Below are 24644 nucleotides of genomic sequence, written 5' to 3' on the forward strand. Positions count from 1 at the left end.
CTATTTAAATATAATATAGGACGTCTCACCTTCCGGTGTCTCGGCCATACTTCCGTTAAGGGTCACACCCTCAGACACATACCGGACCTGTCCGTCTGTCTGGATCTTTGCGCTGCCCTTCACACATACCACATAGAGCTTTTTCTGTTTTGTTATATCCACAGCGGAGACCTCGGTATTCTCGTCTCCCGCCTTGTAGAACGTGGATCCGACGATATAGCCCTTTTCCACCCCATCCGGAACGGAAACGACATCCAGGCTCTCAATCCGGATCCCACTCTCAGTATCCGGATATTCCTCCGCGAAGCGAAGATATTCCTCCGCATCCGGAAATGTGATGAGAAGCTTTGCGGTTCCGTCTTTCACGGTGCATTCCGCGATCTCAGCCTTTTTTTCGCTGCTTCCGGACTGATTTCCACTCTCAAACACGCCCAGCATTTCTTCTGCGTAAGCTTTTAATTCATCAGCACTGTAGTAATCATTCTCGTAGGACTCCACATCCGCGCTTGTGACGGTGCCTTCCTTTGTGACATAAAGGCTGGACTCCGTCGGGGCAAATGCGGTCGTTCCGTTTCCTCCGCCGCAGCCATTTAAGGCAAGCGAAAGAAGGAGAATGGCTGCTGCCGTCTGTCCTTTTTTCATGAATTCCTCCTTATCCCTAAAAATCCGTAACGCTCCAGTACCTTCATCGTTACGCACGGATATTCCGGTATCTCCGACTGTACGAATAAGCCGCACAGATGTCCGCTATTTTTAAGGATTACCCTATTTATATACAAGAACATCCAAAATGTCAAGTGAATGGAAGGTTTTATCTACGAATCGCCGCTTATTTTCCGCTACGCACTTCGTAAATTCTTCCAGAACTTTCTCTGTAACCGTAAAGGTATAGAGCTTTTCCACCGGCGACGCAAGGACGTACTCCCATGTATAGATCGTGGAATCTTCCAGTCTTCCCAGAGGCTTTTCCATATACTCACCGTTGATCTCCATGAGTTTCAGTTCGAAGACTGCCCGCACAAGGCGATTGGGGATCGCGCTTTTCAAGAGCGCCCTGAGGGACTGATAGAGAAGCTTTAAGGTCTCCACTGCCTCCAGATTTTCTCTCCCGTAGTAGTCCGCAAACTCCAGAAAATAGGAGCCGTAACACGCCGCCTCCATATCCTCCGTGATCTCCCGGAAGTAGTTCTGTACATCCACAGAGACGAGAGAGTAGGCATCCCGGCCCTCATAGAGGGCAAACGTGCCGAATACAAAAGGCGCGGATGCCGCCATCAGCGTGCTTCCCGGTCTTCTTGCGCCTCTGGCGAAAGCCGTGATCTTTCCCCGTTCACAGGTCAGGATCACAAGTCTTCTGTCGTATTCGCCCGCCGGGGCGGATTTGATGACCATCCCGGTCAGAATCACCTGTTCTCTCATATCTTAAATGTCTTTCGAATTATAACCGTAGTTCTTCATGTAGAGCTCGGAATCTCTCCATTCCTTGCGGACCTTGACCCAGAGCTTTAAGTTGACCTTCGTGTCCATAAGGTTTTCGATCTCGATCCTGGCGGAGGTACCGATGCGTTTTAACATCTGGCCGCCTTTTCCGATGACGATTCCCTTATGGGACTCACGTTCGCAGATGATCGTCGCGTCGATATCAAACATGCCGTTATCGCGCTCTGTCATGCGCTCGATGGTGACTGCGATTCCGTGGGGGATCTCGTCAGACATCATGCGGAGTGCCTTCTCGCGGATCAGCTCCGCGGCGATCTGGCGCATCGGCTGGTCTGTGACAGTGTCCTCATCGTAATACTGCGGTCCTTCCGGCAGATACTGGAAGATCGTGTGAATCAGGGTATCCGTGTTTGTCTTCTTCATCGCGGATACCGGGATCACCTCTTTAAAGTGATACGCGTCCTTATAGGTCTCGATAGTCTTTAAGATGTCCTCTTTCTTCACCGTATCGATTTTGTTGATGACGAGGATCACCGGCGTCTTTACCGTCTGCAGCACCTTTAAGATATGCTGCTCGCCGGAACCGATGTAGGTTCCCGGCTCCACGAGCCATAAGATCACATCCACTTCGCGCAGCGTGTGCTCCGCTACATTCACCATGTACTCACCAAGCTTGTTTTTTGCCTTGTGGATACCAGGTGTGTCCAGGAAGATGATCTGACCGTGCTCATCTGTATACACGGTCTGGATCCTGTTTCTCGTGGTCTGCGGTTTTTCCGATGTGATCGCGATCTTCTGTCCGATCAGGTGGTTCATCAGCGTGGACTTACCAACGTTCGGGCGTCCGATCAATGTCACAAAACCAGATTTATATCCCTTTTTCATGAAATCTCCTTAATTCTTTTATATGTATCTCTCCCATACCGAATTGCTCCCGCATCTACGCTTCGCTCCGGTCGGTGCTGGACATGTGCCACCGGCACATAGCACCTTCAAAAGCATTCGTAATCCGCTCATTTTTCTTCGAAAAATGGCTACTTACTCATGCTTTTGGCGGGCCAAAAGGTCAAAACTTCTCCTGCAGGCAAGCCTGCGTCGAAGTTCCGGCCTTTTTTCCCTTGGTATTATGCAAACAGCGGCTTGATCTCCTTAAATATCTCGCTGTCTGCCTTGATCTTATCCTCATTTCCGACCACGCATACCGCGCCAGTCTCAAGGATCGCCTTCGTGATCGGTGCAAGGGCGCGGATGTCTTCCACAGTCGCGTTTAAGATCTCCTCGCGCTCCTTCTTCAGCATCTCGTCCGTCACTCCGGAATACCATGCGGAGAGTCCGCGGCTTCCCTGTAAGGACGGAGTCAGCGGTGTGTCGATATCGCTGATGGTTCCGATGACATATTTTGTCATGGTGCGCTCATCCGCCTCGAAGTTCTCCAGATAAGCCGGAATGCCGAGATAGATATCATCGCTCTTCTTCACTTCCGGATCGCGATAAGAGACAAAATATCCCTCGCCGGAACGTCCAATGCCGCTCATACAGCCGTAAGCGCCGCCCTTCACGCGGATGTTGATCCAGAGGTAATCGTAGCTCAGCATCACCTTCAGGATCCGAAGCGCGCCTGTGTAGGAATATCCGCTTCCCGTGAAGGTTCCACAGTGTGCCACATAGTTGACCTTTGAGGAGGAAGTGAATCCCTCGTTTAAATTCTCCTTCGGTGCCGTAAACGGATAGATTTTTCCGCTGCCCGCCGGAAGCTTCTCAGAGAGCTTCTTCATAGCATTCCCGAGGTAAGAGAATCCCTCGTCGTCCGCCGTGTAGCTGACGGTCATGTTCTCCCTTGTAAAAAGAGCTTCCATCACACGCTTCAGACCTGCGATGATCTCGCTCTTCTTCTCGTCAAAGTTCTTCGCACAGTCCTCCAGGAACTTAAAGTATCCAATCCCGCCTGTCATATCGTTATAGTAGGAGGTGTCAGAGAAGTAGGATGTGGCTCTCGCGACTGCCGCCGTGTGGCCAGATCCCATGAGTTTCATCTGGGACTTTGATTTTCCCTCGCTTAGGATCTCGTTTAACCGCTTCTCATCATCGAGAACAGAGCGGTTAAGGATCTCCTCCAGGATCTCGAAGCCGAAGTCAAGCTTCTCGTAGAGCACTCTCGCGCTGCAGACAAAGACACCTGTGAAGCTTCCTGCCTTTGTGAGATCCGGGTAAGATGTCACGGAGAAGGAAATTCCACCGCTGTTTAAAAAGATCTCGCTGCTTAAATCGCTGTAGCTGTAATTTTTCGTATCCACATATCCAAGGACAGATTTTAAGAGTCCGAGATACGGCAGATCCTCCATCGGAATCCGGTCCGTGTTGAAGAGGACCTTCAGATAACCGATCCCTGATGTGAACATGTTGTGGCGGACCACTGTGATGCCGTCCAGCTTCGTCTCCTCGAAGATCAGTTTCGCCGGTTCCCTTCCGATCCCCTCTCTCGTGAGCATCGGGATCTTCTCGAGATCTTCCTTCGGTGACGGGGTATCCTGGTATTCCTTTAATTCCTTCGTCTGGCGTACCAGAGTCTCGATCTCCTCTTTGGAGAGACTGTCCTTATATTCTTTTAACTTTTTCGCCGTCTGCTCCTCGATCCGTGCGGCGAGGTTCTTCTTCGGGCTCGCGATCACAACAGCCTCGTACGGGTTGTCAAGAAGGTATGTCCTGATCAGTCCCTCAAAATATCCGCTGTCCGCGCCTTTCTTCAACGCCGCGAAGGTGTCCTCATACTCTAAGTGCATCATCGGATCGCCGCCGTAGAGCCAGCTGTCCAGGCACTGGAGACCGTACATGAGTCCCTTCGGCGTGGAGCCATAATCCGCCTCGCGGTACTGGAATTCATAGTTGTTGATTCCGGCTTTCAGGCACTTTTTGTCGATGCCGCCGTCCGCGAGCTTCTTTAACTCCGCCTTTACGATCTTTACGAACTCGTCCTTCTGCTCTCTCTCCGCGTTCTTCGCGATCACGGAGAAATACGGCTGTAAGATCCCATACTCGTAGCCGCCCATGATGTCATCGCCAATCCCGGCATCCAGAAGCGCTTTCTTAAGCGGCGCGCCCGGGGCATCTAAGAGCACATACTCCAGGATCTGGAATGCCACGTACTCCTTCGGGGAGAGTTCATTTCCCGCCTGGGTATTGATGGAAAGGTAGGTCGCGTGGTCAAGGCTCTCGGACTCGGATACGGAGTAGAAGATCTCCCTCTCGATGGGTTCCTTGAATTTCTTCTGGATCTGGATCTCAGAATCGATCTCTTTTCTGTCGTACTTTCCGAGGTACTCCTCATCCAGCCATCTTAATTTCTCCGTCATGTCCATATCGCCGTAGAGGTAGATATAGCTGTTGGACGGATGATAATATTTATGATAGAACGCGAGGTAATCCTCGTAGTTCAGCTTTACAATGTCTTCCGGATCTCCGCCGGACTCCACGCCGTAGCAGGTATCCGGGAACATTGCCGTATGGATATAGCTGTCCAGGACACTCTCCGGGGAGGAGAACACGCCCTTCATCTCGTTGTATACAACGCCGTTGTAGGTGAGCTCGCCTTCCGGATCTTCCAGCTCGTAGTGCCAGCCTTCCTGCATGAAGATTTTCTTCTCTTTTCCGATATTCGGGTGGAAGACCGCGTCCATGTAAACGTCCATGAGGTTCTGGAAATCAGTGTCGTTACAGCTTGCGATCGGATAAACGGTCTTATCCGGGTAAGTCATGGCGTTTAAAAAGGTGTTTAAGGATCCCTTGACGAGCTCCACAAATGGATCCTTCACCGGGAATTTATCAGATCCGCAGAGCACGGTATGCTCGATGATATGCGGAACGCCGGTGCTGTCTGACGGCGGCGTCCGGAAACCGATGCAGAATACTTTATTATTGTCCTCGTTGCTCATGAGGAAAATATTTGCGCCTGTTTTTTTATGCTCTAAGATCATACCGTCGGAATTCAGTTCCGGGATATGTTTTACCTGCCGAAGCCGGTACGCGTCAAGGGCTTTGACTGATTCAATCTGGCTCTCCATATCTGAATGTCCTTTCTGTTGTGCTTTAGGCTATAGTTGTAACCGGATCGCTCCGCACTTCGTGCTTCCACGTCTGCGCTCCGCTCCGGTCGGTGCTGATCATGTGCCACCGGCACATAGCACCCTCAAAAACATTCGTAATCCGCTCATTTTTTCTGCGAAAAAATGGCTGCTTACTCATGTTTTTGGCGGGTCTCAAGGTCATGCCCTCTCCTGCAGGCAAGCTTGCGTCGGATTCCTGACCTTGATGCCCTTATTTACATATTTCCCACAAATTTATCTTTTAATATCGCAAAACACTCTCTGACACAAAAATGTGCAAAAAGCACCGGATCCGACTTCGCGGAAATTCCGCTGACATTCGGGATTCCGACGTGTCTTGCGATTCCTTTTGCCCGGAGTTCGTGGAAATTGCTGGTGAGGATGCCCACGCGGATCGTGATTTCCTCATCCGGCGGAAGAAGGTAACCGTATTCCGCCATGGCCGCGCGCAGCGTTGCCCGGCGGAGACGTTCTCTTTCCGTAATCAGAATCTTACTGTATACCATATTTTCGTAAGTGCTGCGGGACGATTCCTCTAAGAGGAGCTGGTAATCCGGCACCCCACGGCTCTTCATATATCGGTACATAGCGGATGCCTCTGTCACATCCTCATCATCGCCCTGTCCGCCGGAAAGAACGAACACCGTGTTCGGATGATAGGCCGCGTACTCCACCGCCTTATCCAGGCGCCGCTCCAGGGTGCGGCTGATCTTGTTTCCGCGCACCTGGGCGCCGAGGACGATCACGTAGTTCACACTCTCCTTCTGGAAGGAGATAGCGCTGAAACCCATCATGAGTTCCACCACGACAAAAATAAAGGCGATGGCTGAAAAAAACGTGATCACCGCCACTTCCAGCTGCACCGGAATCTTGTCGCGGAATCTCGGGTAAAACTTCATCACCGCGGCCGCGGCAAAAAATCCCAGCGCCAGTATGATCCAGATCGCCGAGAACGAAGTTCCCGCGCCGGAGTAGATCACGATCACGCCGTAATAAATGAGGCATAATATTCCAATGATGCAAAAAACTACTGCCACAATTATGCCTCCTTTCCAGTCTTTCACATTATTATCTGCAATTCTGTCAACTCTGAAAATGTTTCCCTCCACCCCCGCAGGATCCCAGCCAGTTCTGCGTGCTAGTTCTGCGTGCTGTGAACATTTTTGCTCGGGAAATCGCCATCTGGTAATCTCTTACTCTGCCTCTTTCTTACGCAGAATATCGTACTGCTCCACTTCCCCCTCCAGGTCGATATAGAGGACCTGTTTCGGATGCGGTGCACTCTCCTGGCTCTCGCCCTCCTCGGTGTAGATGCCGCGGACAAGGGCGGAAATATTTCTTCCGTCCGGTTTCATGATCTCGATGGTCTCACCGACGGAGAACTTATTCTTCTGCTCGATCTTCGCGAATCCTCTCGCATCGCGCTCTTCCGCAGTTCCGAGATAGATATAGTTCTTTACATACGTGTTGCTGTCGTAGATCTGGGTCTCGGACGTCGGTTTTCCAAAGTAAAAACCTGTGGTAAACTCACGGTAAGTGCACTTTCCGATCTCTTCCTTGTACCACTCCATGTTCGCTTTATATTTCTCCGGATTCTCCAGATAGTCATCGATGGCTTTGCGGTAGGTCCTGGCAACTGTTGCCACATAAAGCGCCGTCTTCATGCGGCCTTCGATCTTAAAACTGTCGATTCCGGCGTCGATCATCTCCGGCACATGCTCGATCATGCAGAGATCCTTGGAGTTGAAAATATAGGTTCCTCGCTCATTCTCGTATACCGGCATATACTCGCCCGGTCTCGTCTCCTCCACAACGGAGTATTTCCAGCGGCACGGATGGGTACAGGCACCCTGGTTCGCGTCGCGGCCCGTAAAGAAGTTGCTGAGCAGGCATCTTCCGGAGTAGGAAATGCACATCGCGCCGTGGATGAAGCTCTCGATCTCCATGTCTTCCGGGATATGCTCCCGGATCTCCTTGATCTCCTTTAAAGATAACTCTCTGGCGGAAACCACACGCTTTGCGCCGAGCTCATGCCAGAAGAGATATGTTCCATAGTTTGTATTGTTCGCCTGGGTGCTGATATGGATCTCCATATCCGGGAGTACCCGCTTTGCGATGGTGAAAACACCCGGGTCTGAGATAATGAGAGCGTCCGGACGGATCGTCTTTAACTCCTCAAAATACTCCTCAACACCTGCAAGGTCGTCGTTGTGCGCGAGAATATTCGCTGTGATATACACCTTTACGCCGTGGTCATGGGCAAATTTGATGCCCTCCATGATCTCTTCGTTCGTAAAGTTTTTCGCCTTGGCGCGGAGGCCGAATGCCTCACCGCCGAGATATACAGCATCAGCGCCGTAGATAACGGCTGTCTTTAAGACATCAAGGCTTCCTGCCGGAATCAGAAGTTCTGTTTTTCTCATAATTCATCCTTTCCAAATGTTCAACCGGTCTGCACACCCGCTGCGCTGACCGCATGAAACAAGTCCGCCTCTATTTTGCCGGACCGCTTCCTTTTTTCACACTGAGCGCGACCCCGTCGCCCACCGGCAGGATCGAAGTCTCGAATTCATCCATATGTTTTAACGTATATAAATACTCCCGCATCCGCTCGTGGATCGTCCGGTCACGGCGCTCCACCGCGTAACGCGATTCCATGATCGTTCCGTCCTGGAGGACATTGTCAGACATTAAAAGTCCGCCATCCCGCAGAAGGCGCAGGATATCCGGCAGCCAGTTGATGTACTGGCCCTTTGCCGCGTCCATGAAGATAAAATCAAAGGAGCCGGAAAGACCCGCAAGGATTTCCCCGGCATCGCCCTCCAGCAGCGTGATTTTTTCTTCCATCCCAGCAAGGCGGAAGTTTTCCTTCGCCTCCGGGATCCTCTTTTCATATTTTTCAATGGTCGTGATCCGGCACTCTTTTGGCATCACCGATGCCATCAAAAGTGCCGAGTATCCGACCGCAGTTCCAACTTCAAGGATCCTGTTCGGAGCCACCAGCGTCACCATCGTCTTTAAGAGCGATGCTGTCTCCCTGCGGATGATCGGAACCCTGTTCTTCACAGCATTCTCAGCGATCGTCTCAATAAGCGGTCCGTCTCCCTGGGCCAGGGAATTTATATAAGTCGTAAGTCTGTTCTCCGTGATCATGATTTTGTGTCTTCCTTCGCGGTATCGTCCGGATTTTCCTTTAAAATATTGATCAGCTCCTTGGAATCCTTCGAGGTGTTTAACTCGTAGGTTCCCGCGTTCACTTCATATCCATAGCATTTTGCCTGGATCGTAAATGTGCGGGCATCGCGGATCAGACCGGCTTTCTTTAAGATCTTTCCGACCTCTTCCACCGACTCATCCCCGTCCAGTTTGATACTCTTTTCTGTTCCAGGCTCTGCTTCCATTGCCGGCGCGTAGAAGATCCCATGTCCGAAGGAGTAGGCGCTTCTCGCCCCCGTAACAATGAGTACCGCAGCGAGACCGTACAGGATGATCCTTCCGGATGTGCTGATGACAAACAGGCTGATTTTGTTGATTTCTCTCGTTATCTTGCTCATATCATTTCCCTTGCAGGTAGCTCCGCCGTGTATCTTCTTGTTTTCATGTGCATGAAAACAAGAAGTCGGGGGCGTTCCCCCCTATACTGAGCTGTGCCAAAAATTGCTTATGCAAGCAAGCTTGCAACACAATTTTCAGCCCAGCTCGGTGCACGGCTAACTGGGTTCATTTAAACTTCCATGATGATCGGAAGGATCATCGGGTTTCTCTTGATTCGTTTCCATAAGAAGTCGCTTAAGCTGTCACGGATGATGTTCTTGATCTTGCCCCAATCAGACACGTGACGCTCTAAGCAGTCTGCCACAGCCTGATCCACGATTGCCTGAGCCTCTTCCATCAGATCCTCGGATTCACGCACATAGACAAATCCTCGGGATACGATATCCGGTCCGGAGAGCAGCATATTGGAATGCTTCTCCAGCGTCAGGACAACGATGATGATGCCGTTCTGGGCAAGATTCTGACGATCGCGGAGTACAATGTTTCCGACATCTCCGACGCCGAGTCCGTCAACGAGAACACCGCCGGACTGTACATGATCGATAACGTCCGCTCCGCTCTCACCGATCTCAAGCACGTCTCCTGTGTGGAGCATCACAACATTCTCCTTCGGGATTCCAAGAGAGATCGCAAGCTCCTTCTGTGCCATTCTGTGGCGGTATTCGCCGTGGATCGGGATCGCAAATTTCGGGCGTACTAACGCGTAGATCAGCTTGATCTCCTCCTGGCAGGCGTGTCCGGATACATGGGTATCCTGAGAGATGACCTTCGCGCCCTTCATAGAGAGCTCGTTGATCACTCTGGAAACAGCCTTCTCATTTCCCGGAATCGGTGTGGAGCTTAAAACGACCACATCGCGCGGAGTGATGGAGACCTTTCGGTGCATGGAGGATGCCATTCTGGAAAGGGCTGCCATGGACTCACCCTGGCTTCCTGTTGTAATGAGGACGGTATCCTCCTCCTTATAATTCTTTAACTGTTCAATATCCACGAGCGTTCCATCCGGGATATTGATATATCCGAGCTCCTGGGCAGTTCCGATGACGTTGACCATGCTGCGGCCTTCCACAACGACTTTTCTGCCGTACTTGCATGCGGAGTTGATGACCTGCTGGACACGGTCCACGTTGGAAGCGAATGTCGCAACAATGATACGGTTCTGCTGATGCTCCGCAAAGATCGCATCAAAGGTCTTTCCGACGGTTCTCTCGGACATGGTAAATCCAGGACGAATCGCGTTTGTGGAGTCGCAGAGAAGGGCAAGAACACCTTTCTTTCCGAGCTCTGCCAATCTCTGGAGGTCTGTCACATCGCCGAATACCGGAGTGTAGTCGATCTTGAAATCACCGGTATTTAAGATGATTCCCGCAGGTGTGAATACCGCAAGGGCAGCCGCGTCCTCAATGGAGTGGTTCATCTTGATAAATTCTACGCGGAAACAGCCGAGATTGATGGACTGTCCGTGCTTTACGACCTTGCGCTTTACGCTGCGCAGCATGTTGTTCTCTTCGAGTTTATGGTCAATTAAGCCCATGGTCAGCTTTGTCGCATAGACCGGCGCGTTCACCATTTTTAACACGTACGGAAGCGCTCCGATATGGTCCTCATGACCGTGGGTAATAACGAATCCTTTTACTTTCTCATAATTATCTTTTAGATAGGTCACATCCGGAATGACAAGATCGATTCCAAGCATGTCATCACTGGGGAATGCAAGTCCGCAGTCCATAATGATGATGCTGTCGCCGTACTCGATGGCTGTCATGTTCATTCCGATCTGTTCCAGTCCCCCGAGAGGGATAATTTTGACTTTGCAGTCTGCTGTATCATTCTTCACGTTCTTCACGATTCATAACCTCTTTCTTATTTTCATTCTTCGTCCTGCATTCACTGCAAAGTCCATAGAGCTTTACCTCGTGGTTTGTCACGAGAAAGCCCAGTTTCTCCATAACCTCCTCTTCCAGACTGTCCAAAAGGTCTGATTCCAGGGAATACACCTTTCCGCAGCCGGTACAGATGGCATGGTGGTGGCGGTGTCCCGACGCGCTTTCTTCACCGTTCAGCTCATACCGGGTAAAACCGTCATCAAATGTGACTTTGTCGATTACATGCAGGTCTAAAAGGACCTGTACGGTCCTGTATATCGTAGCCAGTCCGATCTCCGGGCTGTTTACTTTCGCTAAATCATAAATTTCTTCCGCAGTCAGATGTTCCGCTGGATGGGACGCAATAATATCAAGTACCATCATACGCTGATTTGTTACTTTGAGTCCTGCCTTGCGCAGCAGTCCTTTTACCGTTTCGTCGTTCATTTTCATTGTCCCCCAACATCTGTCCTCCGAAAACCTTCCTGCTGCCAGCGTTCTGCGCAGACAGCAACCGGTCCTGCATTCGATCAGTTTCTTTTCCAAGCACCAGGACCCGCCTATTTCCCGTCATCCAGACGGGCAAGTTTCCTGACTGTCAATACGATTGTTTGTCTGTATCTGTGTATTGAATGTTTGTTTTCTGCTTTTTGTACGTGCTCTACTGTTTCTCGAGATCCACGTCGTCAAGAAGCTCCGCGAAGATCTTCATGAGACCTTCCAGCTCGTCCTCATCTTCCACGAACTCATAGAGAGCATCAGACTCGTCTGCGCCGGACATATCCTTTAAGATATAGCAGTCGCCTTCCTCGTCGTCATCTTCCGCGTCTGTGACAAGAAGATAGTTTGCCCCGTTTAATTTTGTCTCCTCCACAACATAGAATTCCAGTGTCTGGTCATCGTCGACCAATGTGATTTTTCTCTCTTCCATACATATTCTCCTGTCTCTGAAAAATGTGTAACTTTTCAAGACCTTCACTTACAGAACCTTCCACCGGCAGCTTCTTCCGGATGCACGGCAGCGGTTACATGTACAGTAACGAAAAGTTCTCAGGTATCGTTTCGTATTATTCTTTTTCCTTCGTTTTCAGGCAGTCCAGATAACCCTGTAAGATCAGCCCCGCAGCGACTTTATCGATCACCGCTTTTCTGTTCTCGCGGCGCACTCCGCTCTCCATCAGGATCTGTTCCGCAGCAACGGTCGTGAGACGTTCATCCCAGTAATGCACCGGAAGTCCGGTACGGCGCTCCAGCATTTCTCCGAAAGCTTTCGTCTTTTCGACGCGCTCTCCTTCTGTATTGTTCATATTTTTCGGAAGTCCCAGCACGATCTCCGTGATCTCGTACTCCGCGATCAGCTCCTCGATCCGGGCGCATGTCTTGCGCAGTTTATTCTCGTCCTTGCGCTCGATGGTCTCGACACCCTGTGCCGTCAGAAGAAGTCCGTCGCTGACTGCGACTCCCACGGTCTTTGAACCGAAATCCAGTCCGAGTATTCTCATAACGTATATTATCCTATCTGTTTTTCCTCATAGCAAAACCAGCCGGTGATTCCCGGCTGTCTGCATATTCTTTCTTATCTTTCCCGGAAACTAGCGGAGTCTCGTATCGATATAATTCTCCATCAGTTCTTCCAGGATCTCATCACGTTCCACCTTCATGATCAGGCTTCTTGCGCTCTTGTAGCTTGTAATGTAGGTCGGATCACCAGACATGATATAGCCGACGATCTGGTTGATCGGGTTGTATCCCTTTTCCGTGAGCGCCTCGTAAACCTCACGGAGGACCTCACCAACCTCCAGTTTTTTATCTTCCTGTACCGCTTTAAAATATTGTGTATTACTGATATCGCCCATAAATATCCCCACGTCCTTCGACGGCTGTCCCGCGCTTTTCGCGCAAAGCCACCCCTTTTGTTGCTATCCTTATTCTACTCTACTTTCATATTTTGTGCAATATAAAACTTACTCGCCCAATTTAACGCTGTTTTTCATTTTCAGCCAGAAAAATCGGGACTTTCAACACTGTTTCACGGCATTTTGGGTGCCAAAAATACTTATTTTTCGTTCAGAAGCAGAATCTCCTCTGTCAGAAAATCTCCAAGAATGCCCGAAACGAACGTATTTTTCAGCGCTTTCGGATCACGTCCGTCGAGACGGATCGCTGCCTTTACATATTCCTTTGTATACCCGGTCATGTAAATCTCGTCATTGATGGTCACCGGTTCCTCCAGAAGGATCTCCTGTTCTGTTCCCGCGAAGGAACTTCTGTACTCCCCGGACATCTTCTTCTCGAGTTTTAAGAGAACGGCGCTGCGCTCTTTCTTCACCGGCTCCGGCACCTGGTCAGGCATCCGGTCCGCGCGGGTTCCGGCACGTCTGGAATACGGGAACACATGCATCTCGTAAAAGTGAACTTTTTCGAGGAATCTCCTTGTTGTCTCAAAGTCCGCATCCGTCTCTGCCGGAAATCCGACGATAACATCCGTCGTGATCGCCGGATTCCTGAAGTGTTTTCTTAAGATCTCACAGCGGTCCGCATATTCCTCGCAGGTGTAATGGCGGTTCATGCGCTTCAGGGTATCGTCGCATCCGCTCTGCAGGGACAGGTGGAAATGCGGACAGATCTTCGGAAGCCTGGAAAGCTCCGACGCGAACTCTTCTGTGATGACACGGGGCTCTAAGGAACCAAAACGGATCCGCTCGATTCCGTCGATCTCATGAAGTCTCTTAATCAGTGTCAGAAAGTCGATTCCCTCATCCTTGAAATCGATGCCGTAGGAGGTCAGGTGGATTCCGGTGAGAACGATCTCCTTGTAACCTTCCTCTGCCAGGATCTTTACTTCCTCCTCCACATCCTCCGGCCGGCGGCTTCTGACGCGGCCTCTCGTATACGGAATGATGCAGTAGCTGCAGAACTGGTTGCAGCCGTCCTGAACCTTGATGAAGGCGCGGGTGTGCTCCGCCTGTTTGTTGATGTGAAGTTTCTCGTACTCGTTGGATCCCGCAAGGTCCGTGATGGACTCCCGGATCTCTTTTCCGGCAAACCATGCCTCCAGAAGCGGGACAAGGTCCGCCTTGCGGTTGTTTCCGATGATCAGATCAACAGCGGCATCCTCTCTCAGTTTGTCCGCCGCCGCCTGGACATAGCATCCTGCCGCAACTACCACCGCGTCCGGATTCTTCGCCTTCGCGCGGTGCAGCATCTGGCGGGATTTTTTATCTGCAACATTTGTCACGGAACAGGTGTTGATGACATAGACATCCGCTTTCTCCTCAAAGCTCACGATCTCATAGCCTGCAGCCTCCAGAAGCTGTTCCATGGCCTCTGTTTCGTATGCATTTACTTTGCAGCCAAGATTATGCAGCGCTGCTTTTCTCATATTCAATCTCCTTGTAATTACTGGGGTGATTTCTCTGCCATGCCATGTTTCCGTCCTCAAAATTTCAGAATCATATCATGTGCAAAGCTTGTTTTTTATTCAAGATACCTCTTGACTTTTCATGCATGTCCATTTAGTATGAAGATAGGTTTTTTTATTACCAGAATCAAAAAATATTCGAATATTGGGAGGAACACTGACATGAAAACCGTTAAAATTTCTTTAAACTCCATCGATAAAGTGAAATCTTTTGTAAATGACCTTACCAAGTTTGATACCGATTTCGACCTTGTTTCCGGCAGATACGTCATCGACGCAAAATCCATCATGGGTATCTTCAGTCTGGACCTTTCCAAGCCGATCGATTTAAATATCCACGATGGCGGAAATACAGAAGAGATCCTTACTGTACTTGCTCCGTATATCATTGAAGCATAAGAAAGTGTTTTTAAAAACTGCCGGAAACTAAATTCCGGCAGTTTTTTACGCGTGCAACGAGCCAAAGTCCATGCTTGCATGAGACCTTGGCGTTGCTAAGCGCCGGTGGCGCTTGTTTAGCAACGACCGAAACGGAGTGTAGATGCCGCGATAACTTGAGAAGCTCGCAAAGCGTGCTTCTCATAGTTTCCTTTTCCGCCAGTTTTTTCCGCACCGCATAACATCATTTTCCATGCTGCGGCACATTTCAGTCCAACTGGGAATCCCAAACCGCATTTTAGATGCAGCGGATCACCTCTCTTGTCTCCAGAGCTGTCTTCATCAGCTCGTCGATCTTTTCATCCAGCTTTTTCTCTGAATTTTTGATCTTTTTTAAGCTCGGCTTTGTAACCGGATGCTTTGCAACGAAGATCGTGCAGCAGTCCTCGTACGGAAGAACAGATGTCTCGTAGGTGCCGATCTTTAAGGAGATATCAACGATATCCTGCTTATCGAAGGCGATGAGCGGTCTCATGACCGGAAGCTCGCAGACTTCATTTGTGACAGCCAAGGACTGCATCGTCTGGGATGCGACCTGACCGATGCTCTCGCCGGTGACAAGTGCCAGACAATCATTCTCCTTCGCGATCGTCTCTGCGATCTTCATCATATAACGGCGCATGATGATCGTAAGCTCGTCATGCGGGCACTGATCGTAGATATAGAGCTGGATATCGGTAAAGTTGATGATATTCAAGCGGATCGGGCCTGTGTATTTCGCAACAAGCTTTGCGAGATCAACGACCTTCTGCTTTGCGCGCTCGCTCGTGTATGGCGGTGCATGGAAATAGGTCGCGTCGATGGTCACGCCGCGCTTTGCGATCATCCAGCCTGCAACCGGGCTGTCGATTCCGCCGGATAATAATAACATGGCGCGTCCCGCTGTTCCAATCGGCATTCCGCCCGGTCCCGGAATCGTCTCGGAGAAGATATTGATCTTATGGCGCACCTCCACACGGAGCAGCACATCCGGTGTGTGGACATTGACCTTTGTCTCCGGGAACGCGTTTAAGATCACCTCACCGAGGTCACGGTTGATCTGGTCGGAAACTACCGGATACTGCTTGTTTGCACGTCTTGCAACGACCTTAAAGGTAAAATTCTTATTCTCATAGGCATCATCAATATATTTTACGACCTGTGCCTTCAGATCCTCATAACCGTTGTCTTCGATCTGAACCATCGGGCAGATACCGACGATTCCGAATACATGCTGAAGAGCATCGATCACTTCATCGTAATCAAAGTCCTCGCTGGCCTCCGCATAGATTCTTCCCGCCTCCTTTGTGACCTCGAATTTTCCTTCCAGATTCTTTAAGCGGTGGTGGATCTGTTTTACAAGGGCATCCTCAAAGAGGTAACGATTTTTTCCCTTTACGCCGATCTCTGCGTACTTGATTAAAAATGATCTGTATTTCACGGAATATCCTCCATAGGATCCTGAATGTTTCACAGCCGGCATTTTTTTAACCTTTGCCGCTTTTCAGGACATTTTCTTAGTGACTGACCGGGAATTCTTCGTTTTTCCCGTCAAAGGTTGTATATGATCTTTATGCCCTCCGATATCTTCTGAGCATCGGCACAAGTTCATTCAGTACTTCCAGACAGTAATCCACTTCCTCCTCGGTATTAAATGCACCGAAGGAGAAGCGAAGCGTGGAATCCAGCAGGGAATCCTTCACGCCGATCCCCTTTAGGGTTCCTGACACACCCGGATGGTTGGAGGAGCATGCGGAGCCGGAAGAAACATAGATTCCCTTATCCTCCAGCGCATGGAGCAGAACCTCTGCTCTTACACCTTCAAAGCCTGCCGCAACGATCTGCGGAGCGCTGTCCCGTCCGGTAAGACCATGGACTGTAACGCCGTCCATCGTCTGAAGACCTTTTATCATATGGTCCTTGATCGCATAGAGCTTATCGATCTTTGCATCATGATCTGTATAAACCATCTTTGCTGCAAGTCCGAGACCTGCACATCCCGGAACATTCTCCGTACCGGAACGCATGCCTTTCTGCTGCCCGCCTCCGTAGATGATCGGTTTGATCTTTACCTTCTCATCAATATAGAGGAAGCCGGTTCCCTTCGGACCGTGGATCTTATGCCCGCTGGCAGATAAAAGATCGATCCCCTGTTTCTTCGGTCGGATCACATATTTTCCGTAAGCCTGGATCGCGTCCACATGGAAGTAAACGGACGGCTTTTTCTCTTTGATGATCTTCGCGATCTCCTCAATAGGCTCTACGGCGCCGATCTCGTTATTCACATACATAATTGAAACCAGGATCGTATCATCGCAGATCGCTTCCCGGAGCGCGTCTAAGGATACATGTCCGTTATGATCTACCGGAAGATAGGTCACACGGAATCCAAGCTCCTCGAGAAACGCTGTCGTATTGTAGATCGACGCATGTTCCACGCAGGAGGTGATAATGTGGTTTCCGGCGCGTTTATTTGCAAGCGCTGTTCCGATCAGCGCCAGATTGTTGGACTCGGTTCCGCCGGAAGTGAAGAGAATCTCCTTATCCTTCACTTTTAAAGTCTTCGCGATCTCCTCACGGGCAGTCTTAATGTAATTTTCTGCCTCTACCCCCTTCATATGTCTCGAAGAGGTATTTCCGTAATCGATCGTCATTGTTTTTGCGACGATATCGCGCACTTCGTCAAAAGCGCGCGTGGTCGCGGAGTTATCAAAATAAACTTCTCTCTTTTCCATGAGTTTTATTTACTCCCAGTCTGGACCGGCAAAACATTCTCCACATTCATATACCGGTCTTCTTTTGCTTTTTTAATTTACCATTTATTCCAGTAGCAGCCCCACAGCCGCCATCACAAACATTCCGGCTGTCTCTGTTCTGAGAATTCTCTTTCCAAGCGTCACCGGCTTCACCCCAGACTGCATCGCAAGTTCCACTTCCCCGTCGGAAAATCCACCCTCCGGTCCGATAAAAACAGACAGACTCTGCCCCGGTTTTAAGCTTCCGATCAGTTCTCTCGTGAGTGCCATTCCGCCTGCTCCCGGAAGACTCTCGGAATCTTCGTATGGAATGATCGCCAGATCATCCAGCGCTGCCGCCTCAATGGCCGCCTTAAATTTCATGACATTTCCGACTTCCGGAACGATCATGCGCTTTGACTGTTTCGCCGCACTCTCGGAGATCCCGTACCAGCGTTTTCTCTTCGCTTCCTCTTTTTTCGCGTCAAGCTTCACCACCGCGCGGTCTGTGTCCACCGGAACGATCTTTGTGACACCAAGTTCTACACATTTCTGGATGATAAACTCCATTTTGTCTGCTTTCGGAAGTCCCTGATACAAGGTCACTTTTACCGGAAGCTCCGTATCGTCCACTTCCTCCGGCAGGATCTTCGCAAGGACTTTATCCGGGAAAAGTTCCGTGATCTCGCAGAGGCAATTTGTGCCCTTACCGTCACTTAACAGGAGCTTTTCACCCGGTTTCATCCGCAGTACGTTCTTAATGTGATTCACATCGGGACCGGTGATCACGGCCTCCGACTCTGTAAAAAATTCTGTTTCCGTAAAAAAATGGTACACTATTTCTTCCTCGCTGTGAAGGATACCCATTCGCCCTGTCTTGTCACTTCGATGATCTCGAAGGCTTCGTTCGCCTCAAGTGCTTCGCGGACAGCCTGTTCCTTCATATCAATAATACCGGAGCTGATGAAGATTCCGCCTTTCTTTAAGTGGAACGGGACCTGTTTCTGGATCATGATGATAATGTCGGCAAGAATGTTTGCCACAACAATGTCGTAGCACTCATATCCCGCCGCATCCTGTGTCGCCTTATCGTCGATGATATTTCCCTGGATCACACCGAACTTCTCCTCCGGGATATCGTTGGCTGCAAGATTTTCATGAACTGCGGTGATGGCGTTCTCATCGAGATCCGTTCCAAATACATACTCTGCACCAAGCTTTAACGCGGCGATTCCGAGAATTCCGCTTCCTGTTCCGAGGTCAAGGACCTTCACGCCCGGCTTTACATACTTTTCGAGCTGGCGGATACAGAGCTGTGTCGTCTCATGTTTTCCGGTTCCAAACGCAGTTCCCGGATCGATCTGGATCAGGAGCTTGTCTTTATGTTCTTCCGGGATCTCCTCCCACGTCGGCTTGATCAGGATATGATCAACCGTAAACGGTTTGAAGTACTGTTTCCAGTTGTTGATCCAGTCCTTATCGTCCGTCTCAGACTCTGTGATCTTCGCGGTACCGATATTCACGAACTGGCGGATCTCCTCGAGTCCCTCACGGACAGCCTTCAACTTTTCTTCCGTATCCTCGTCCTCGTCTAAATAGAAGCTAACTCTCGCGGTACCGTCATCCGGCGGAAGCTCCGGGAGAATATCGATGAACATTCCCTTCGTCTCGCTTTCGGTAAGCGGTACATTATCCTCGATCTCCATTCCCTCGATTCCGATATCATCAAACATGCTTCCGAGATAATCCACTGCGTCCGTGGTCGTCTCAAGCGTAAATTTCTTCCATTTCATATATCATTTCTCCTTCTATGTTCTTTTGCCTGTCCAGGATCAGAACTTCCCGCTGCTCTTTCACGTTCTTCGCCCATCATTCCGATCTTTGATTCCAGACTCACCGCACATATGCCCGCATCCAACATGGACGCAGACGAAATCACATGATATCATAACATAGTTTTCCGGGGTTTGCAAGGTGGGAAAATGCGGAAACAGAACAGGGCAGAGCGTTCCCGCTCTGCCCCGCAAAGGTTTCCGATTTTATGCTGTTTTTCTGCTCGGACGAACAAATAAGATGCAGCCTACGATGATGCAGATCGCGCACATCACTCCGCCGACACCTACGGTCATTCCGATTCCGGACATGGTCCACATCGGAATGAGACCTGCAAAAGCTTCCTTCCAGCACATAACCGCGCTGTAGATACCGTGGTTATCCGGTGCGCTGGAGTTGGAATCCGGGTCAACGGCACGGACAAGTGCAAGACCTGTCGCCGTGTTTCCTGTACCTACTCCGAATGCCATCAATGCTTTTTCAAACCATTCTTCTTTGCAGAACAGCTTGCAGAAGCCAAGAGACATCGCAAGTGTCAGCGCACAGCAGATCGCTGTGTAGATCACGATCGGCACGATGTATGTACTGATGAGTTCGATATCAAGCGTTGCCATCGCCGTGAGGACAACGACCTCAAGTAAAAATCCGCTGACATGTTTGATGGTCTTTACATCAATATATCGGTCAAGTTTGACTGCCTTCGCAAGGTTCCAGATAATTGCTCCGCCGAGGATGCCCTGAATAACAGTCGGAAGAACGCTGACACCCGGCCATACAAGACCGACGGCCTTGATCAGAAGACGACCTGCGTAAACCGCCGCGAGAAGCCAGCCGCCCTGAAGTGCAAGGTGGTTGATACCGATGGAGCTTGTCACGGTGCTGCCAATGGAACTTCTCTTTTCCTCCGGGAGGACTCCGCCATAGTACCAGTCAGGCTGTTTCTGCGCATCCTTAACGAATTTTGTCCAGCCTTTTCTTACACCGATGTTTACAACAACCATGCCGACTAACATAGCCATGATCAGACCAAATGTAGCAAGGACCATTCCGACTGACAGATTTTCCGGAATACCGAGATTCTCATATGTCTGTCCTGCCGCACCTGCGTTTCCGTGACCCCCCTGGAACGCGAACACACCCATGGTGCCCCATCCCTTCGGAAGACCCGGCCAAAGCACCGCGAGCAGTGCTCCAAGAGCAGCGCCGACTGCCATCTGCATACCGTAGATTCCCTGCTCAACGCAGATGTAATCCATGTATCCGACAACTTTCTTTTTGTTGATCGTAACGCCGAATAACAGAGCCGCCATGATCGGAGCAATCAGGACGTTGGAGAATTTTGAGAAAGACTCCGGAATTTCAACAAGGCCAAGCATCTGCTGACCAAGGATCAGTGCCAGAAGTCCTCCGATCAGGGAAGCCGGAAGGAACAGCTTCTGGATAGGTTTCACGATTTCTCTTACAAAAAATCCTGCGAGCATGAACACGCCAATGAGGATCATGTCGCTAAATAGAGACGCAACTGTCATATGTACCCCCGTAAAAATATTTTTTTCTTTTGATTGGGCCAATCTCTTTATGTCCATATTGTATCTCTGTTCTTTTCCAAATACAAACAATGTATTTCTTCTATTTTAACAAAAAATCATTGTTATGTAACTATTGTTTTCTTTATTTTTATGATTGGCCTTTCACATTTAATCTCGTGTTTTCAGACACCTGTGTGAAAAATGCAAAAAGCAGATCAGGGACAGGTTGAGCTTCCTGTCCCTGGTCTGCTTTTCGCAAAATAAGGTTTGGGGTATAACAAACATAAAGTATAGGGGTCTTCATTATGAAATGATTGGTGCTGAATTCTTCCCGGACATCTGACCGCCCGGAAAGATGGCAGTTCCAGCTCCGCGCATGGCGAACTGTCCGTATATGATCTGGATTACGGCTCGTAAACGTCGTCGATGATCTCGAACTCTTTTGCCGCGAGAGTCTTCTCAACCCATTCTCTCTTTGCTGTGCCGTTCTTTGCAGCTGCGAGCTTGCTCTCATCTGCCGCCTGGAACTTCTTCGCGTCCTCTAAGATCTGCGGAGCATCTTTTCTCGGGATAACGATAACGCCATCCGGATCAGCCAGGATGATGTCTCCCGGGTTTACGCTGACTCCACCGCAGGATACCGGTACATTTACTTCACCCGGTCCCTCTTTGTACGGGCCACCCGGTGTTGTGCCTGTGCAGTATACCGGGAAATCCCATTTTCCGATCTCATCGATGTCACGGATCGGTCCATCAAGAACGATACCGGCGATCTTTCTGTCATAACGAAGATAAGCCATCATAATCTCGCCCATAAGGGAACGTGTATCATCTTCCTCGTTGGACACTACGATAAAGTCGCCTTCCTGAGCAATGTTTAATGCTGCGTGAAGAGCAAGGTTGTCGCCGCCTCTTGCCTTAACAGTGAGTGCCGGTCCGACTGCCATCTGCTCTTTCGGCTGGCTTACAAGGCGGATTCTCGGATTCATCGCCGCGTTTCTTCCCATTACATCACATGTGTTGGACGCCGGAATGTTCTTAAACTGCATCATAACCTCTTTGTCCGGCATGTGTCTCTTTAAATAGATTCTCTTGCCTACTGCCATTTTGTAATCTCCTTTTCCTTGGATTTTTATGTGGTTGAGATCGCTTCTTTTGCTCTCTCATCTCTTTCTGACCATATTGTATCGCAGCACTACGACAATTACAAACAATGTATTTGTTTGCTTTTCACAATATTTTTTTGTTATCCACTTTACATCCTGATAAACGTTATATATAATGAAAATACTGGTGGATAATCCGTCATTTTCGCAAAGCGTTGTTTTACAGTAACTGTTCAGGAGGCCTGCGCAGGCGCTGTGGGCCAGTGGCACACGTCCAGCACGGACCAAAGCGGAGCATAAAACGTTTTAAAATGGATTTTTGCTCGCAGCTGTGAAGGCACTGAATCGTTACGTCCTGCAAAAGATAGAAGGGATCTTTTTATGAATTTACTCAGCTTGTACTATTTCGTTGAACTTGCCAAAGAGCTTCACGTCACCAACACAGCTCAGAAGCTCTATATTTCCCAACAGAACCTAAGCCAGCATATCCAGCGTCTGGAACAGTATTACGGTGTCCCTCTCTTCCACAGAAAGCCAAAGCTCGCCCTTACCTATGCAGGGGAGCAGCTCTACGCTGTCGCCGTAAAAATTCTTGCCGAGGAACATGAATTCCAGAACCGTCTCGCCGACATCTCCGAAAAAAGCATCGGCAATCTGAAACTCGGGATCCCAGCCTACCGCGGACAGATCTGCCTCCCGGAGATCCTGCCGAGATTCTACGCGAAATGGCCGAATATCAAGATCGAGCTCTGCAATGAATCCTCCAACACAATGGAAGAACGTCTCTACAATGGGGAACTTGATATTTTTATCGGTGTCATGTATCAGGATAATCCCAAACTGGAATCTTCCACTCTTCTGACCGACCATATTTACCTGGTCTGTTCCGACGAGCTTTTGCAGCGCCACTATCCCGATTCCTGGCAGACCTTAAAAGAAGGATCCTTAAGCGGCGTGGAACTGGCACATTTTTCAAAAATTCCGTTCCTGCTCCCAGCCTCCTCCATGAAGCTTCGAAAAACTCTGGACCAGTGTTTCCTCGACGCAAAGGTAAAGCCGAATATCTTTCTGGAGTCGCAGACCACAGAACTGTTCATGTCCCTGTATCCGCATAATTACGGGGCATTCTTCTGCACCCAGATGCGTCTTCCGATGCTCTTAGCTGCCCACCCAGATGCCAATGCGTTTCCGCTCGCGCTGAAAAAGTCACTGATCAACCACCGGCTGGTCCTTGCCTATCACAAAGAACGTTTTCTTCCAGAGTATGCCCATGATTTTATTGAGATCACGAAGGATGTGTTTGATGGGATCGCGGAGGTTCGGCCGCATTAGCAGCTACACCCAATCCCCTGTCATGTATCATATATTGATAGGGGATTCTTTTTTGCTATTTCGATAAAAGACCTCTAGAAGGTCACATTTCTATAAACCATCTCTCCCTTTTTAACAGTAAGTACTGGTTCGAACACCCTATTGCTTTCTCTAAATGAAGCTGTCTCATCTGTATACGGTCTGTCGCCGAATACATTTTTACCTTCATGTACTCGGAACACTGCAATATCAGCCTGTTTTCCTTCCTTAAGGCTACCTACACGATCCGAAATTCCCATATTTTCTGCATTATTCCAAGTCGCAGCCTTAATTACTTTCTCAAAAGGCATTCCCAGATACGTGTATTTTGATATCTGCATTGCCATATTAAATGCTGTCGGACGTAAATGCATGCTTAGGCGGGTAACATCAGTGCCTAACAGATCCGGGTAGAATTTTTCAGCGATTGCTTTTTCGGAAACCTCAAATGAGAAGTGCGCTCTTGCATCCGCTGCTTCAAAAATAATGCCTCGTTCTCTCGCTTTCCATACGCAGTCAGCAACATGACCATTTTTTAAAATTGTATAACCAACATTCTGATACATGTGTGTCACGATATCACCTGGTCTAAGAATCTCTAAAACCTTTTCCATCTCTGCCGGTGGATTTGTAATATGTACCATCAACGGTCTGTTAATTTTTTCTCCAATTTTAACTGCTGCTTTTAATGGTTCAAGTCCCAGCTCCCCTACAATATTTTTGCTTGTTCGAAGTTTTAAGCCAAGCAGTTCATCTCCGTACTTGTCAAATAATTCTTTGAGTTTTCCCACATCCATGTGCTCTGGTTTAACATCTTCCATCTGCTTTGGAAGTGTAGATAAACCCACACTGCAAACATTGATATACGGCATAATTGATAACTTTTCCATTCCGATCCAGCCACGATACTGTTCATAATTGTCACAGCCCGTGCTTCCTGCATCCACTGCAGTCGTAACTCCAGATCCAAAGCATACTGCTTCACCAGCTGTTCCAATTGCTGCCAATGGATAAATATGAGTATGATGGTCAATTAATCCTGGCGTTACATAGCATCCGTCTGCATCAATTTCACTTGTTGCATGTTCTTCTATATAAGAACAAACTTTTACAATTTTACCGTCTTTTACTGAGATATCGCCTTTCGCGATCTTTTCATTCTCGACATCAACAATCAGTCCATTTCGAATAATAATATCTTCCATTTGCACACCTCATAATAAAAAGGGACATTGAGCTTCTCAATGTCCCTACCAACAGTATCCATGTGAAAAGGGGCATTTACACAGCCTT

General features: G+C 49.2%; 23 protein-coding genes. 2 read left to right on the forward strand and 21 right to left on the reverse strand.

Annotated elements, in window-relative coordinates:
* The 14 genes from ABCW45_RS10730 to mtaB form a co-directional block, all read right to left on the reverse strand.
* The gene (locus tag ABCW45_RS10730; protein ID WP_117470601.1) at positions 1–642 is read right to left on the reverse strand and encodes a hypothetical protein; all 642 of its coding nucleotides are present in this window, start codon (positions 640–642) and stop codon (positions 1–3) included.
* A 123-nt stretch (positions 643–765) separates the two neighbouring features.
* Positions 766–1419, reverse strand: coding sequence for a DNA repair protein RecO (gene recO, locus ABCW45_RS10735; RefSeq protein ID WP_015555001.1), 654 nt, complete (start codon positions 1417–1419; stop codon positions 766–768).
* A 3-nt stretch (positions 1420–1422) separates the two neighbouring features.
* Positions 1423–2325 carry a GTPase Era gene (gene era / locus ABCW45_RS10740; protein ID WP_015555002.1) on the reverse strand — a complete coding sequence of 301 codons (903 nt, stop codon included), beginning with the start codon at positions 2323–2325 and terminating at the stop codon, positions 1423–1425.
* 239 nt (positions 2326–2564) lie between these two features.
* Positions 2565–5498 carry an insulinase family protein gene (locus ABCW45_RS10745; protein WP_343220824.1) on the reverse strand — a complete coding sequence of 978 codons (2934 nt, stop codon included), beginning with the start codon at positions 5496–5498 and terminating at the stop codon, positions 2565–2567.
* A gap of 257 nt (positions 5499–5755) precedes the next feature.
* A complete protein-coding gene (locus ABCW45_RS10750) occupies positions 5756–6577 on the reverse strand; it encodes a YdcF family protein (protein ID WP_343220825.1) in 822 nt (273 codons plus the stop codon).
* 156 nt (positions 6578–6733) lie between these two features.
* The gene (locus tag ABCW45_RS10755) at positions 6734–7963 is read right to left on the reverse strand and encodes a peptidase U32 family protein (protein ID WP_343220826.1); all 1230 of its coding nucleotides are present in this window, start codon (positions 7961–7963) and stop codon (positions 6734–6736) included.
* A gap of 70 nt (positions 7964–8033) precedes the next feature.
* A complete protein-coding gene (locus tag ABCW45_RS10760; protein WP_117470599.1) occupies positions 8034–8693 on the reverse strand; it encodes an O-methyltransferase in 660 nt (219 codons plus the stop codon).
* Entirely contained in the window at positions 8690–9094 is a 405-nt protein-coding gene (locus ABCW45_RS10765; RefSeq protein WP_015555007.1) for an endolytic transglycosylase MltG, read from the reverse strand. The genes ABCW45_RS10760 and ABCW45_RS10765 overlap by 4 nt, the downstream gene beginning before the upstream one ends.
* A 170-nt stretch (positions 9095–9264) precedes the next feature.
* Positions 9265–10932 carry a ribonuclease J gene (locus ABCW45_RS10770; protein ID WP_117470657.1) on the reverse strand — a complete coding sequence of 556 codons (1668 nt, stop codon included), beginning with the start codon at positions 10930–10932 and terminating at the stop codon, positions 9265–9267.
* Complete coding sequence (locus tag ABCW45_RS10775; RefSeq protein ID WP_181968271.1) at positions 10922–11407, reverse strand: Fur family transcriptional regulator; 486 nt, start codon at positions 11405–11407, stop codon at positions 10922–10924. Before ABCW45_RS10775 ends, ABCW45_RS10770 begins: the two co-directional genes overlap by 11 nt.
* Before the next feature lie 214 nt (positions 11408–11621).
* On the reverse strand, positions 11622–11891 hold the full coding sequence (locus tag ABCW45_RS10780; RefSeq protein ID WP_015555009.1) for a DUF1292 domain-containing protein: 270 nt from the start codon (positions 11889–11891) through the stop codon (positions 11622–11624).
* A gap of 136 nt (positions 11892–12027) precedes the next feature.
* Positions 12028–12462 (reverse strand): Holliday junction resolvase RuvX, encoded by a 435-nt coding sequence (ruvX, locus tag ABCW45_RS10785; RefSeq protein WP_117484173.1) that lies wholly within the window; start codon positions 12460–12462, stop codon positions 12028–12030.
* Positions 12463–12552: 90 nt separating this feature from the next.
* Positions 12553–12816 (reverse strand): IreB family regulatory phosphoprotein, encoded by a 264-nt coding sequence (locus ABCW45_RS10790; RefSeq protein ID WP_021905317.1) that lies wholly within the window; start codon positions 12814–12816, stop codon positions 12553–12555.
* Positions 12817–13016: 200 nt separating this feature from the next.
* A complete protein-coding gene (gene mtaB / locus ABCW45_RS10795) occupies positions 13017–14342 on the reverse strand; it encodes a tRNA (N(6)-L-threonylcarbamoyladenosine(37)-C(2))-methylthiotransferase MtaB (protein WP_343220827.1) in 1326 nt (441 codons plus the stop codon).
* 201 nt (positions 14343–14543) lie between these two features.
* On the opposite strand from mtaB, the gene ABCW45_RS10800 reads away from it, so the two are divergent.
* On the forward strand, positions 14544–14780 hold the full coding sequence (locus ABCW45_RS10800) for an HPr family phosphocarrier protein (protein WP_015555013.1): 237 nt from the start codon (positions 14544–14546) through the stop codon (positions 14778–14780).
* 277 nt (positions 14781–15057) lie between these two features.
* Here ABCW45_RS10800 and thiI read toward each other — a convergent pair whose 3' ends face one another.
* The 6 genes from thiI to ABCW45_RS10830 form a co-directional block, all read right to left on the reverse strand.
* Positions 15058–16239, reverse strand: a complete 1182-nt coding sequence (gene thiI / locus ABCW45_RS10805) for a tRNA uracil 4-sulfurtransferase ThiI (RefSeq protein WP_343220828.1) — start codon at positions 16237–16239, stop codon at positions 15058–15060.
* A gap of 130 nt (positions 16240–16369) precedes the next feature.
* Positions 16370–17533 carry a cysteine desulfurase family protein gene (locus tag ABCW45_RS10810; RefSeq protein WP_343220829.1) on the reverse strand — a complete coding sequence of 388 codons (1164 nt, stop codon included), beginning with the start codon at positions 17531–17533 and terminating at the stop codon, positions 16370–16372.
* 84 nt (positions 17534–17617) lie between these two features.
* On the reverse strand, positions 17618–18370 hold the full coding sequence (locus ABCW45_RS10815; RefSeq protein WP_343220830.1) for a 16S rRNA (uracil(1498)-N(3))-methyltransferase: 753 nt from the start codon (positions 18368–18370) through the stop codon (positions 17618–17620).
* Positions 18370–19326, reverse strand: coding sequence for a 50S ribosomal protein L11 methyltransferase (gene prmA, locus ABCW45_RS10820; protein ID WP_117552015.1), 957 nt, complete (start codon positions 19324–19326; stop codon positions 18370–18372). The genes ABCW45_RS10815 and prmA overlap by 1 nt, the downstream gene beginning before the upstream one ends.
* Before the next feature lie 246 nt (positions 19327–19572).
* Complete coding sequence (locus tag ABCW45_RS10825) at positions 19573–20895, reverse strand: sodium/glutamate symporter family protein (protein WP_343220831.1); 1323 nt, start codon at positions 20893–20895, stop codon at positions 19573–19575.
* A 404-nt stretch (positions 20896–21299) separates the two neighbouring features.
* On the reverse strand, positions 21300–22001 hold the full coding sequence (locus tag ABCW45_RS10830) for an RraA family protein (RefSeq protein ID WP_117484176.1): 702 nt from the start codon (positions 21999–22001) through the stop codon (positions 21300–21302).
* Between the two features lie 381 nt (positions 22002–22382).
* On the opposite strand from ABCW45_RS10830, the gene ABCW45_RS10835 reads away from it, so the two are divergent.
* The gene (locus ABCW45_RS10835) at positions 22383–23333 is read left to right on the forward strand and encodes a LysR family transcriptional regulator (protein WP_118603265.1); all 951 of its coding nucleotides are present in this window, start codon (positions 22383–22385) and stop codon (positions 23331–23333) included.
* Positions 23334–23407: 74 nt separating this feature from the next.
* On the opposite strand, the gene ABCW45_RS10840 is transcribed toward ABCW45_RS10835, so the two are convergent.
* A complete protein-coding gene (locus ABCW45_RS10840; protein ID WP_182431924.1) occupies positions 23408–24556 on the reverse strand; it encodes an amidohydrolase family protein in 1149 nt (382 codons plus the stop codon).
* Between the last annotated feature and the right edge of the window lie 88 nt (positions 24557–24644).

Source organism: Pilosibacter fragilis, from assembly GCF_032490495.1.
In the GTDB taxonomy this organism is placed as follows: domain Bacteria; phylum Bacillota; class Clostridia; order Lachnospirales; family Lachnospiraceae; genus Pilosibacter; species Pilosibacter fragilis.

Excerpts from the sequence above, each read along its gene's own strand:
- ABCW45_RS10790 (WP_021905317.1), bottom strand. The coding sequence starts at position 12,816 with ATGGGCGATATCAGTAATACACAATATTTTAAAGCGGTACAGGAAGAT.
- ABCW45_RS10840 (WP_182431924.1), bottom strand. The coding sequence starts at position 24,556 with ATGGAAGATATTATTATTCGAAATGGACTGATTGTTGATGTCGAGAAT.
- ABCW45_RS10730 (WP_117470601.1), bottom strand. The coding sequence starts at position 642 with ATGAAAAAAGGACAGACGGCAGCAGCCATTCTCCTTCTTTCGCTTGCC.
- ABCW45_RS10835 (WP_118603265.1), top strand. The coding sequence starts at position 22,383 with ATGAATTTACTCAGCTTGTACTATTTCGTTGAACTTGCCAAAGAGCTT.
- ABCW45_RS10760 (WP_117470599.1), bottom strand. The coding sequence starts at position 8,693 with ATGATCACGGAGAACAGACTTACGACTTATATAAATTCCCTGGCCCAG.
- ABCW45_RS10825 (WP_343220831.1), bottom strand. The coding sequence starts at position 20,895 with ATGACAGTTGCGTCTCTATTTAGCGACATGATCCTCATTGGCGTGTTC.
- mtaB (WP_343220827.1), bottom strand. The coding sequence starts at position 14,342 with ATGAGAAAAGCAGCGCTGCATAATCTTGGCTGCAAAGTAAATGCATAC.
- ABCW45_RS10765 (WP_015555007.1), bottom strand. The coding sequence starts at position 9,094 with ATGAGCAAGATAACGAGAGAAATCAACAAAATCAGCCTGTTTGTCATC.
- ABCW45_RS10830 (WP_117484176.1), bottom strand. The coding sequence starts at position 22,001 with ATGGCAGTAGGCAAGAGAATCTATTTAAAGAGACACATGCCGGACAAA.
- ABCW45_RS10810 (WP_343220829.1), bottom strand. The coding sequence starts at position 17,533 with ATGGAAAAGAGAGAAGTTTATTTTGATAACTCCGCGACCACGCGCGCT.
- ruvX (WP_117484173.1), bottom strand. The coding sequence starts at position 12,462 with ATGAGAATACTCGGACTGGATTTCGGTTCAAAGACCGTGGGAGTCGCA.
- recO (WP_015555001.1), bottom strand. The coding sequence starts at position 1,419 with ATGAGAGAACAGGTGATTCTGACCGGGATGGTCATCAAATCCGCCCCG.
- prmA (WP_117552015.1), bottom strand. The coding sequence starts at position 19,326 with ATGAAATGGAAGAAATTTACGCTTGAGACGACCACGGACGCAGTGGAT.
- era (WP_015555002.1), bottom strand. The coding sequence starts at position 2,325 with ATGAAAAAGGGATATAAATCTGGTTTTGTGACATTGATCGGACGCCCG.
- ABCW45_RS10780 (WP_015555009.1), bottom strand. The coding sequence starts at position 11,891 with ATGGAAGAGAGAAAAATCACATTGGTCGACGATGACCAGACACTGGAA.
- ABCW45_RS10755 (WP_343220826.1), bottom strand. The coding sequence starts at position 7,963 with ATGAGAAAAACAGAACTTCTGATTCCGGCAGGAAGCCTTGATGTCTTA.
- ABCW45_RS10800 (WP_015555013.1), top strand. The coding sequence starts at position 14,544 with ATGAAAACCGTTAAAATTTCTTTAAACTCCATCGATAAAGTGAAATCT.
- ABCW45_RS10745 (WP_343220824.1), bottom strand. The coding sequence starts at position 5,498 with ATGGAGAGCCAGATTGAATCAGTCAAAGCCCTTGACGCGTACCGGCTT.
- ABCW45_RS10775 (WP_181968271.1), bottom strand. The coding sequence starts at position 11,407 with ATGAACGACGAAACGGTAAAAGGACTGCTGCGCAAGGCAGGACTCAAA.